Source organism: Fulvivirga imtechensis AK7 (genome assembly GCF_000331535.1).
GTDB lineage: Bacteria > Bacteroidota > Bacteroidia > Cytophagales > Cyclobacteriaceae > Fulvivirga > Fulvivirga imtechensis.
In genome coordinates this window covers 142,326-153,966 of sequence record NZ_AMZN01000015.1, presented here as the reverse complement: position 1 = coordinate 153,966, position 11,641 = coordinate 142,326, and the positions used below count along the sequence as shown (strand labels likewise).

At 41.8% G+C, this 11,641-nt stretch carries 10 protein-coding genes; 2 read left to right on the top strand and 8 right to left on the bottom strand.

Translation table 11 applies throughout. The features are described from left to right. Positions 1–138 precede the first annotated feature (138 nt). Both C900_RS06050 and C900_RS06045 read right to left on the bottom strand, forming a co-directional pair. Complete coding sequence (locus C900_RS06050) at positions 139–894, bottom strand: hypothetical protein (protein ID WP_040495795.1); 756 nt, start codon at positions 892–894, stop codon at positions 139–141. After that, positions 887–2,395, bottom strand: a complete 1,509-nt coding sequence (locus tag C900_RS06045; protein WP_009578787.1) for a GH3 auxin-responsive promoter family protein — start codon at positions 2,393–2,395, stop codon at positions 887–889. The genes C900_RS06050 and C900_RS06045 overlap by 8 nt, the downstream gene beginning before the upstream one ends. Before the next feature lie 142 nt (positions 2,396–2,537). Between C900_RS06045 and C900_RS06040 the strand changes: the two genes are divergently transcribed. Then, positions 2,538–4,010, top strand: coding sequence for a S1C family serine protease (locus C900_RS06040; RefSeq protein WP_040495793.1), 1,473 nt, complete (start codon positions 2,538–2,540; stop codon positions 4,008–4,010). Between the two features lie 51 nt (positions 4,011–4,061). Here the strand turns inward: C900_RS06040 and C900_RS28145 are convergent, their stop codons facing one another. From C900_RS28145 to C900_RS06020, 5 genes are all read right to left on the bottom strand, one after another. Then, positions 4,062–4,244 carry a hypothetical protein gene (locus C900_RS28145; RefSeq protein ID WP_051052787.1) on the bottom strand — a complete coding sequence of 61 codons (183 nt, stop codon included), beginning with the start codon at positions 4,242–4,244 and terminating at the stop codon, positions 4,062–4,064. Then, positions 4,241–4,951: an NmrA family NAD(P)-binding protein gene (locus C900_RS06035; RefSeq protein ID WP_009578783.1), complete on the bottom strand. Its 711-nt coding sequence runs from the start codon at positions 4,949–4,951 to the stop codon at positions 4,241–4,243. The genes C900_RS28145 and C900_RS06035 overlap by 4 nt, the downstream gene beginning before the upstream one ends. 67 nt (positions 4,952–5,018) lie before the next feature. Beyond that, the gene (locus tag C900_RS06030) at positions 5,019–5,636 is read right to left on the bottom strand and encodes a TetR/AcrR family transcriptional regulator (RefSeq protein WP_009578782.1); all 618 of its coding nucleotides are present in this window, start codon (positions 5,634–5,636) and stop codon (positions 5,019–5,021) included. 126 nt (positions 5,637–5,762) lie between these two features. Continuing rightward, positions 5,763–7,199: a right-handed parallel beta-helix repeat-containing protein gene (locus C900_RS06025; protein WP_009578781.1), complete on the bottom strand. Its 1,437-nt coding sequence runs from the start codon at positions 7,197–7,199 to the stop codon at positions 5,763–5,765. Positions 7,200–7,912: 713 nt separating this feature from the next. Continuing rightward, complete coding sequence (locus tag C900_RS06020; protein WP_040495792.1) at positions 7,913–9,418, bottom strand: right-handed parallel beta-helix repeat-containing protein; 1,506 nt, start codon at positions 9,416–9,418, stop codon at positions 7,913–7,915. A gap of 386 nt (positions 9,419–9,804) precedes the next feature. Here C900_RS06020 and C900_RS06015 point away from each other — a divergent pair, with 386 nt between their 5' ends. Next, positions 9,805–11,190, top strand: a complete 1,386-nt coding sequence (locus tag C900_RS06015) for a sensor histidine kinase (protein WP_009578779.1) — start codon at positions 9,805–9,807, stop codon at positions 11,188–11,190. 82 nt (positions 11,191–11,272) lie between these two features. On the opposite strand, the gene C900_RS06010 is transcribed toward C900_RS06015, so the two are convergent. After that, positions 11,273–11,482 (bottom strand): pinensin family lanthipeptide, encoded by a 210-nt coding sequence (locus tag C900_RS06010; RefSeq protein WP_009578778.1) that lies wholly within the window; start codon positions 11,480–11,482, stop codon positions 11,273–11,275. Positions 11,483–11,641: the final 159 nt, after the last annotated feature.

The following is an 11,641-nucleotide window of genomic DNA, read 5'->3' as shown; positions in this document are numbered from 1 at the left end:
CCAAGAAAACGCCAATGTCCGCCTTACGCTCGTTTCAAAAATGCTCTCGTTCCTCAGTACGATCCGCTTTTTGTAACTTCGTCCCGCCCTTCGGCGGGAACGCTTTCTTAAAGCCACTTAGAGTTTTCTTAAAAAACACTAGTTAACAAGTTGACTTTTAAAATCAACTACAGTCTTCCAGCTCTCAATATCTTTCAGCTTTATCTTATTATTCTTTACGAATTCTTCTATTTTTAAATATGATTCAGGAAATAAAACTTCCATATCATCTTTCAAAATCGATTTGTATCTCACCTCTTCATCCTCAGTAGCACTTTCGGTATACTGACTTTTTTCATTATAAGAAGCCAGTTTGTCCGCATCGCTCCATAATCGTACAGAGTAGGAGGTAGCCGTACGAACCCTTGCCTGTAAGACGGGGTATATTTTCCCATTTGTAGCCATATAAACAATCCGGTAGACCCTTTCTCTACCAAAATTGTGCGCTGAAGCGGGTATGCCTGCTTCAAAATTCTTGTTTTTGAACTCCAGCTCATGTCGTAATAAAAGCACGTCTCTATTTTTTTGATAAACTACCTCAAAAAAAGCCAGCGTTACCTCTCCATTCTCATCAAAGTCGTAAGGCAGGGAATAAAATAATGCTTTTTCTTTACCACTATAAATTTCAAAATACTGCACCTGATGAGGTGTATAAATAATTTCTTCCTTCCCTTCCTTTGCTGTCAGCGTTCCCGAAACAAAATTGAAATTTATTGTAGTTTTAACCGCACTTCCATTCTCTAGCTTGATCAACCCATTCTTCCATATATTTCTCTCAGTATTAAAGTTTCTGTACTGACCAGATACATTAGCTGAGGTGACGAAAACAATGAGCACAAGATATATTCTAATCATTTTTTTGCAATTCGTACTTGATCAACTCATCAGCAATCTTCCTGTCATTCGATAGCCTTGGCACCTTATTCTGCCCCCCAAGTTTCCCTTGTGATTTCATATATTCGATAAATGAGTCTCTCCTTAGCTGTATGATCTTCAAATTTCTGAGAATGCTCCCGGAAAGGAGGTCGTCATAGTATGCATTAAATTTCTGAAGCTGCAAATTTAGTTCTTTTTCGAAAGCTGACAAATCTGATGGTGGATTAGAAAATTCCACATACCATTCATGCAATGGCAGACCCTCTTTAGGCGTAACCTGTGGCGCAACGGTAAATTCAACAATTTCTGTTTCAGGATATTTGGCAATGGTATATTTCATCGCCTTCTCTACCTCTTCCCCTATCACATGCTCTCCAAAAGCAGAAATAAAATGCTTGATCCGGCCTGTGACAACCAATCGGTGTGGGCGCGTAGACACAAATTTCACCGTATCTCCGATGGAATATCCCCATAAGCCAGCATTGCTATTGATCACCACGGCATAGTTTACTCCCTCTTTCACGTCATCGATGGTCAGGCGTGTAGGGTGGTCATTAAAATATTCATCAGCAGGTATAAATTCAAAAAAGATACCTGAGTTTGCCAATAGTAGCAGTCCCTCCTCCCTTTGTGAATCCTGATAGGCTATGAAACCCTCCGATGCGGGATAGGTTTCTATCGAGTCCACTTTTCGGCCGATAGACTCGAACAGCTTGGCCTTGTAAGGCTCAAAATTGACACCTCCGTAAACGAACAGATCGAAGTTTGGAAATACATCTTTTATTTTCTTTCCTGTACGCACCTGTATCCTGTCGAAATACATCTGTACCCATGGTGGTATCCCTGAGATGAGCGTCATATCCTGATGCAGGGTTTCGTCTATGATCTTTTCCAGCTTCTGCTCCCAATCGTCTATGCAGTTGGTTTCATAGCTTGGCAACTGATTGGTGCGTAAATAAGCCGGCACATGGTGGTTTACAATACCGGAAAGTCGACCTGTATTTATACCGGCTTTCCGGTCAAGTTCGGGGCTGCCGGATAAAAAGATCAGCTTACCATCGAGAAACTTTGATTTACCGGTTTCATGGACATAGCTAAGTAGTGCATTGCGGGCGCTATTGATGTGATTGGGTAATGATGCCTTTGTTATTGGTATGTATTTAACTCCGGATGTGGTCCCTGATGTTTTGGAAAAATATTCAGGTTTGCCAGGCCACAATACATCTGACTTTCCTTCCAATATTTGTTTGATGTATGGTGATAGTTCTTCATAATCTTTTATCGGCACTTGTTTGCGATAATCATCATAATTCCTGATATCACCAAAGCCATGATCCTTGCCAAAAACGGTAGAAGCGGCTGTCTTAATAATATTTTCGAAGATCTGCTGTTGATATCGCCCGGGTATGGCTGACCACTTTTTCTGTTGATTGACTATGTAAGCTGCAAATGGCTTACTTAATACTGACCTGAATCCCATATCTACAAATATATGACAACTCGAGTCTTCCTTTGCTATTATTTTTAATGGATATTAACTATTAAAAAGTACAACTTAGGCATTTTTGTCACGTTTTATAATGCAGCATAGTTTTTGTTGATACCAGAAAAAACAGTAAAAAATGCAAAATTCACTTAAAATTATATTTCTGAGCTTTGTTGCTGGTTTGGGAGGCGCTGTCACCTACGATTTGGTTAAGCCTGAGCAACAAGTTCCGCCAGTAACAGAGGCAATCCGGGCGGTACAGGTGGCAAATCACGATAGTAGCAGTACATTTCAACCTGTTCTATCTTCGCGAGTTTCACTACCTGATGCAAATACAGACTTTGTAGCTGCCTCCAGATCCAGTACCAAGAGTGTCGTATACATTAAAAATATAAGCGAAAGAACTTATACCAGGAGCTATTTGGACTGGTTTTTTGATGTGAATCCCGGCTCACAAACTCAGATCAGCAGCGGTTCGGGTGTAATTTACACCTCCGATGGCTATATAGTTACGAATAATCACGTTGTACAAAATGCTGACAGATTAGAAGTGGTTTATAACAAGCGTAACTACAATGCGGAGCTTATTGGCACCGACCCTTCTACTGACCTGGCCGTGCTGAAAATAGATGCTAAAAACCTGCCTGTTATACCAAGAGGAGGCTCAAAAGAATTACAGGTTGGTGAGTGGGTAATTGCTGTTGGCAATCCATTTAACCTCACATCAACTGTTACAGCGGGTATAGTAAGTGCAAAGGGTCGCGAAATCAACATTCTGCAAGGCAAATTCCCTATTGAGTCGTTCATACAGACTGATGCAGCCATCAACCCGGGAAATAGTGGTGGCGCTTTGGTAAATCGCCATGGCGAATTAGTGGGTATCAACACGGCCATTTTATCCAGAACAGGATCTTATGCCGGATATGGTTTTGCAGTGCCGATAGATATTGTGAAGAAGATCGTAGGTGACCTGATCGAATACGGTGAGGTTCAGAAAGCTTTCTTTGGCGGAGAGGTGTCTGACTTCAATGCCTCTATTGCCAACAGGCTTGATATCAGCATCAGCAGCGATGTGGAGCTGAGAGGAGTGCTATTAGGATACGTACAAAGCGATGGCACCGCTGCTAAAGCCGGCTTGAAAGAAGGTGATATTATCCTTAAAGTAAATGAGGTGGAAGTAGACAGTCGCAGCCAGTTTGAAGAAGAACTGAGCTACCACTCACCCGGAGATAAAATCACACTTACTTACAAAAGAGGTAACGAAACAGGTAAAGCACAGCTAACCCTGACAAACAGAGAAGGTACAACAAGCATACTGAAAAGAGAGATTTATACTTCGGAATCATTAGGCGCTAAGTTTGAGACAGTACCAAAAGTAGAGCGGGATATGCTGGGCATCGGCTATGGTGTAAGGGTGTTTAACATTGGTAACGGACTGCTCAAAAGGGTAGGTATCACAGAAGATTTCATCATCACCGACATCAACCGTAATCCGATTAAAGATCCGCAAAGGCTGGTGGAAATACTGGAAAAGATCCGTGGACGGGTGATCATCGAAGGTATGAACCGGCAGGGTAGAGAGGGGTATTACTCATTCTATCTGAGGTAGAGATATAGCAGGCTCCCGAATTTTGGCAGTCCGGCCGGGAGCCTGCATTTATTAACTATTGCTATAAGCAGTTGCAAATTCTACAGAGAAATCTTCCAGTGAAGTTGGTGTTGTGTTTTCAGCAGTCCGTTCAAAATCATTCAAATATTTTCGCTCATTCAAGGCATTAAATAATTCGTTATACCCGTCAGCGATGGTTTCAGGTATCCCGTTGGCTACCATGCCACTTTTCATATCCTCTTCGTGAACGGCACATATTGAAGCTCTTCCCTGCCTATGGCCTTGCCCAAAATCTGAGCTACTTCGGGCATGGTATAATCCCTGTCTCCGGCCACAAATTGCTTTTCAAAACCTGTGAAATCCAGAGCCAGCAATCGTTCTGCAGCCACCTGAGCGATATCATTGGTATGAACGATAGGCACTTTTACATCAGGGTCCAGAGAGTATCCGAAAATCCCGGCTGATTTGATCAATGGTATATTAGCAAAAAGGTTCTGCATAAAATATCCGGGTCTTAGCACAAGCACATTGAGGCCCTCCACTCCTCTCAAAAGCTGCTCAAAGTCATACAAGCCGCTTACCGGCCCTGCCCCTGTTTGCAAATGAGAGCCGTTTGAACTCAATGCCACTGCATGAGGCACTTCAGCAGCCTGCAGGGCGTTGGTCAATGCCACGGCAATTCTCCGCTGATAGTTTCTCCAGGGCTCTTGTAAGTCCCACTTCGGTGGTATCATAGCGTAAACAGCTTTTGCTCCTGTAAAGGCACTGACAAGGAATTTCTCATCCGCCAAATTGCCTTCCGCTAAAATAGCCCCGGAAGCTATCAGCTCCTTTAAATTACTTTCGTTACGGCTGATCACTTTTACCTGTTGACCTTGTTCCAATAACTTTTTTGCGATAATACGCCCGGTATTTCCGCTTGCTCCTGTGATTACATACATAATAATAGTTGTTTATAGTTGAACATAATGGATACATACTAGTTGGTATGTTATTAGGTAAATTTTTTTACCCCTTAAGCATTTTAATATATCCCGTCAGTTGGTCCATAGATTGATCAAATACTTTTTTGCTCTGAAATGACTTTGCTAATGTATACGTGCCTTCTATTGAAGCAAGAATGTACAAGGCAACCTCTTCCGGCTCAATATCTTTCTTAATCTCTCCTGATCCCATGCCACGCTTAAGCGCATCAGCCAGAAGTTCCTTTTGTGTCTTCAGTATGTGATTCAATTTATTTCTAAATGTACTGTCCAGCGGTGACATTTCCTGGATCAAATTATTCAGCGGACACCCTATATGCACATTGTCCTCTGTTGAACAAGCCCTTATGCTTTCCAGTGCCTCGATAATAGCATCAATTACTCTTTCCGCTCCTTCCAGGCGTTTGAAATTACTGATATAATGTGGCGCTATGATCTCATCCACTATAGCATATCCCAGTTCCTTTTTCCCGGAGAAATAGTGGTAGAAAGCTCCTTTTGTTATTCCCAGATCATTGATCACCTTATCGGTTCTTAATCCCTGAAAGCCATGCAGACACATGGCTTCATAGTTTTTGCTCAATATTTGGTCTCTGGTGCTCATCAGGTGATTCATACGAACATACCGGTTGGTATGTTTCAACAAATATTCTTTTTTATTTGATCCAACACAATTGACGAAGAGAAAAAACGCAGAGGTCGGCATTTCCTCTACGTTTTTCTATAGGTTAGCCATCATCGTTCACCGGTGACAGCAAAATCTTAAGTGCTAATTTTTCTGGTATTCAAAAGCCCCTACGTCAACGGCGGCACCGCGGTGCCTGCTATTCAACAGGTAATCTATACTAATACCAATGTTATCTATATTACGCCCTGCATCTATTAACGGGCTGTCATCCAAAGGAGTGAAATCATACCTATCCGGAGATACCAACAACGCTTCGTCCAGCTTCTCGAACTCAATGTTATCTGCAATATCTATATCTATATCCGCACCCAGTTTATTATTGAGGTCTCCTACCTGATTGATGATCAGATTATTATAAAAAATGTTATTCACACTTAACTTGGAATTCATATATATGGCATAACCATTGACGTTGACCATGGTATTATTCACAATTTTATAGCTCTTACCTGCCGGTGGCTCGCGGTCGCCCGCCAGAATTGCATTTTTGTTACAGTCAATGATCAAATTACTAAAAACCCGATTATCAAATCCATTGAGAAATATACCACTACCGGTCCCTCCTTTGATCAGGTTACTATAGATGTCACCCGTTGTGCCCGGGTTGATCTGTATACCCGCCTGGTGTACCTCAATATTCTTCAATCCATAATTGATCACTACATTATTGTATATCTCGCAACCAATAATAGCGCCACCTACCTGAATGCCATCCTGACCGGTATTTTCAACGATATTATTATATATTTTTACTCCCTCCAGTTCAGGCTCAAGTAATGTCAGCGAAGGACAGTCATTATTTTCAGGGAAGCTGGTATGCCAGTGAGAGCCTCCTATGTAAAATCCTTCACCTCCTGTATCATGGATATAGTTGTGGTGAAGGATGGTATTTCGCTGTGTAAAGGTGCCTCTGTTTGAGCTTCCGTCACACACAGGTCTTGTTCTGGCCGAAACACCCGGACCCTGAGTGCCGGTAATCTCCAGGTGATCTATTTCAAAATCTGTAGTGCTCAGTTCCGCAACCACTCCAAAAGGTTTGGCATCTGAGATCTTGATGCCATAGTCATCCACAGAACCTGTGCCGGTCAGCCTGATATGGCTGCTGGCATGCAGCTTTATCCCAGGCACCTCTGCAGCAATATCTACTTTACCATCACAATTTACTATGATGTATGGCTTGGCTGCCGTTCCATGAAAGTTTCTAAAGGTAAGAGCTCCTCTCTTTCCGGGCTTTATTCCTATGGTAGCGCCTATAGGGAGCTTTAGCTTGTCGTTATCAATAATGTGATCATCAGTTGCTATCACATGGTCGCACCCTGAGCACTTAACCGGTGTGTATTGGCAGGAATTATCATCAAAAATAAAACCGGTGGACAGGTTTGTAGCCAAGGGATCAGTACAACTGGCCAGAGTACTTTCTTTTGGTAATAATTCAAATCTGGTGACATCTACTGAATCATCAGAACCGCAGGCGAACACGAGCGGGGCGAGGAAAAAAAGGTGGATAACACGTTTCATGAATTGGGTTGTTTGGTTCGAGTTAATGTGCAGTTTATCTGCAAGATAATACTATTTTATATTAAACTGTATTTCAAGCATTTAAAAAGGGGAAAAATCACCCCGGGAAATATTATCTACAATATAAAAGCGTAATTAACCGCAACCAGCCGACAAAGCAAGAGCAGTATCGATGAGATGGTGATGTATCAGAAGAATGCACACTAAGCCCGGCAATCAATCTACTTTTGCTCAATACAGTGCTTAGCATCAAAAAAGTCTCCTTCTGACGTACGCGAAGGCGAAAGCTTGACTTTTTCCCATAGTTATAACTTTGTGATTGTTATCCTCAAGCCTATAGCCTCAGGAAGTAAAACTCGTCAATGGAATGACCCCTGGGTTGAGTATTGAGTATTGACACTAGTGTCGTGATCTGAAATTTGAAACCATAATGCTGCTATGCTTTCAGTATTACTCTTCTTCTACTCAATACTCGCGACTCAGTACTCATAACTTTTTTTGCCAACTGCCGACTATTAAAACTTTTGGGATAGGATGACCTGGCATTTTATATCGAGCTCACGTTTAATTATACACTATGAGCACTGGTTTTCAGTGCATTAAAAAACTTGATTTGGTGTCCCATGGCCAGTTTCTGCCCATTCCAGGGGATCCCAAATCAAGTTTGGAATGACGACTGCCCTTTAGAGACAGCCCCCATAAATCAATCTAATTTATTGACCCTGATACTCATAGGCTCCGATATCTATCCGTGCTCCTACTTCCCTGGTATTGAGCATATAATCACCTATAATTTCCATATCATTATCCGTACCCGTATCTATCAAAGGACTATCGTCCAATAACGAGTAATCCAGGCTGGCGGGATCTTTAAATGATAGTTCATTAATATTAGAAGTCTCGTAATTATTATCAACATCGAAATCCATGTCCTTATGAAATTTAAATATCTCACCACCTACATTGACGAGGACGTTGTTGTGATAAACGTTGTCAACACTTTTCGATGAGTTAGTAATAACTCCATAGCCGCTAATATTACTCATGGTATTATTGACAATGCGATAGCTTTGATTAGGAAGCGGGTCCCTGTCTCCGATATGTATAGCATCCTTATTGCAATCGACAATCAGATTATTATAAACACTGTTGTCAAACCCGTTTAGGAAAATACCTTTTCCCGTACCTCCTTTTATTAGGTTACTGTATATCTTTCCGGTTGTTCCCGGATTGATCTGAATACCCGCCTGGTGGATTTCAATACCTTTTAATCCATAATTTCGGATCTCATTATTGTATATTTCCGTTCCTCCAACGGCTCCCCCTACCTGAATACCATCCTGGCCGGTATTTTCAACCAGGTTGTTATAGATAAATACCCCTTCCAGTTCAGGCTCATACAATACGAGATCGGGACATTGATTCAGTGGCGGAAAGCTTTTATGCCAATTTGAGCCACCCACATACATCCCTTCTCCACCTGTATCGTGGATGTAGTTGTGGTGAATGACTGTATTCCGCTGTACAAAAGTACCTCTGTTTGTACTTCCATCACAAGCGGGACGTGTTCTGGCCGATATTCCCGGGCCTTTGGTGGCTGTGATCTCAATATGGTCAATTTCAAAATCCGTTGTGCCCAGCTCTGCTACCACACCAAAAGGCTTGGTGTTATGGACCTTGATGCCATAGTCATCGGCAGATCCTGTGCCTGTAAGGCGAATAAAGCTGCTCTTATGAAGTTTAATTCCCGGCACATCACCACTTACGCTGACTTTTCCATCACAATTGATAATGATATAAGGTTGATCTGCCGTGCCATGAAAATTTCTTATGGTTACAGGTCCTCTGTTGGCTCCTTTTATACCTATAACGGATCCGGGAGGCAGTTTTAATACTTCATTGTCAGCTATCCAGTTATCCGGCTCTACTATGTAGTCGCAATCAGCACAGGCTTTAGGTGTATACTGGCATGAATTATCATCAAACGAAGCGCCTGCAACTCGGTTAAGCGCCAGACCATCTGTACAACCTGTTAATTCATCACTTCCATGTGAATCAGAAGCTTGATCCTCTTCTGAAACCTGCTCCCGGGGTAGGGATTCTTCCGAAACCAGAAGGTCCTCCTCATCCGCACAACCAAAAGACACTGCTAAAACAATTAATAACAAACCTGCACGACCTGCTTGTCGCGCAATTAAATCAGAAAAAAAATAGAACATGAGATAATACTCCTCTTTTATAGTTTAAAAAATAGATTACAAATCTGACCCCTCTAATCTCACTACCAAGGGAAGAAAATGGATTTGGATGCTCCGCAAAAAATTGTCGCTCTTAGTGGCAACACGGGAACTCATCACATTATTTTGAATCACTAAATAAATAAATTATCATGAGAAAGTATTTGACGGATCGATGAACTACAGTATTCTCAGAAGTATCGCATCTATTACCGATAAGTAACTAAACATTTTTAAATCATGTTTTAATTGCGGTTGGTCACTTTTCTTTACCGAGCCGTATACAATCAAAAAATTGCTAAAACCTTACGTGTTAAAAAGAGTTATACCGGCTATAAAAAATAAGAAAAACTTAATATAAAACCGGTTTGAACAACATTGCAATTACTGTTAAAAGGTTACTGGGGAAGGACTTTCACCCTTATATATCTGTAAAAACTTACAGGTATGGACTGGGTGTAACATTTGGCCTGTTTGTGCTTTTTGGGCTAATTGATTACATGGTAATCACCGATACGAAAGTATTAGCCGATACTTTAATGGTGAGGTATATGTTTATAGTCCCGGTTTATGTCATTTCTTTTTTACTTACCTACCACCATTCTTTTGAGCGCCATCAACCGATTCTCTCCTTTTTATTAGGCTTATGTACACTTGCGGCGCTTATGGCTATGCTCTACCTGGCAAAACGTGGCCAGCAAGATTACTACAACCTGTATTTCACGGCTTTTGTGCTGGCCGTCAGCTTCGCCCCCCTTGTGCTGTGGTATAATAAGCTGTTTATGTTCCTATCCCTTCCACTGGTACTATTGCCTTTCAATATCACCTCACTTCAGGCGCATACCGGTGAGGTAATCATCACCTATGTAGTATTACAAAATATTTTGCTGCTCACTGGCGGCATACTCGGGTCCTATTGCAGATATTTTGTAATTAATATTTTAAGGTGGAACATCCACAAAAATGGTGTTATTACGCAAAGAAAGGTGTTGCTTGACAGCGCGCATAAAAAACTTGAGGATTCGGACAGCATGAAGCGCCTGCTGCTATCCATACTATCACACGACCTCAAAGGACCAATCAATAATGTACAGGCGCTTTTACACCTGTTGTCAGAGAAGATCATCACTCCGGAGGAGTTTAACAGCCAATCAAAAAACCTGCAAGGGCAACTAACGCATACTAAGGGGATACTGGATAATGTATTACTGTGGTCAAAGTCGGAAATGAATGTAATGGCAGATCATGATCTGGTAGCGCTGCATGAGGTTGTTTCAGAAAATATCAGCGGATCGGAAATAGCTGCCCTGGGCAAGCATATTACCTTCGTCAACAATATACCCCCCACATTAACCTACTTAGGAGATCGTAATCTGATCAAACTGGTATTGCGCAATCTATTGGCCAATGCTGTAAAGTTTACTGAAAATGGCAGCATCTCCCTATCGGCTACAGAAACAAACGGGCTGATCACCCTTTCTGTAAAAGACGAAGGAATAGGGATGGATGAAGATGAGGTGGCTCAGCTTTTCAGCAACAAAAGCTTTTCAAAAGAAGGCACACGTTCTGAGAAAGGCACGGGGCTGGGACTGGCAATCTGCCATGAGGTGGTAAAAAAATACGGTGGCCGGTTGTCGGTGGAAACTGAAAAAGGTAAGGGTACTACTTTTTATTTTACGCTGCCAACTTTCAGCAGCGGCATGGCTTCGGAAGCCACACATTCCATGGCTTCAGAGGCAAAAAAGATATATTAAGGAGAAGAAACAGGGGGGGTCCGCTACAGTTCTTTCGGAGAACTTCGGCCTGATAACAATCAAGCCGAAGCATAAAGCATTCTTAACAATTGAAGTTAGTTGCGTTACACATATTTTCCCAGTTAGTACATCCGCCACGTGTTCCAAGGTCCCATTCAATATCTCTTGGATATTTTTCTGCAGGAACGCATGCTCCACCTGAAATTCCGCCTTTTATGGTTTCGATCTTTCCTCCGTTAACAGAAGTAACAAAGCTCTGTACTTTTAATTGGTTTAGGTTAAACTTCTTCATTTCGTCTAAGTTTTTAATAAGCTGCCTACTCTGTTTGCTTTTCGGCTTCCGCGTTAAAGCTGCAACATAATGTCTTTTTAACCTGCAGCAAACTTCAAATTCAGACGTGCATGGATATTCTTTATAAGCGGGCGTTATTACTTCACAGGTGGACTAGGC

Bases quoted from the DNA above. Each gene is read 5' to 3' on its own strand.
- C900_RS06050 (WP_040495795.1), bottom strand. From the start codon at position 894: ATGATTAGAATATATCTTGTGCTCATTGTTTTCGTCACCTCAGCTAAT.
- C900_RS06045 (WP_009578787.1), bottom strand. From the start codon at position 2,395: ATGGGATTCAGGTCAGTATTAAGTAAGCCATTTGCAGCTTACATAGTC.
- C900_RS06040 (WP_040495793.1), top strand. From the start codon at position 2,538: ATGCAAAATTCACTTAAAATTATATTTCTGAGCTTTGTTGCTGGTTTG.
- C900_RS28145 (WP_051052787.1), bottom strand. From the start codon at position 4,244: ATGAAAAGTGGCATGGTAGCCAACGGGATACCTGAAACCATCGCTGAC.
- C900_RS06035 (WP_009578783.1), bottom strand. From the start codon at position 4,951: ATGTATGTAATCACAGGAGCAAGCGGAAATACCGGGCGTATTATCGCA.
- C900_RS06025 (WP_009578781.1), bottom strand. From the start codon at position 7,199: ATGAAACGTGTTATCCACCTTTTTTTCCTCGCCCCGCTCGTGTTCGCC.
- C900_RS06020 (WP_040495792.1), bottom strand. From the start codon at position 9,418: ATGTTCTATTTTTTTTCTGATTTAATTGCGCGACAAGCAGGTCGTGCA.
- C900_RS06010 (WP_009578778.1), bottom strand. From the start codon at position 11,482: ATGAAGAAGTTTAACCTAAACCAATTAAAAGTACAGAGCTTTGTTACT.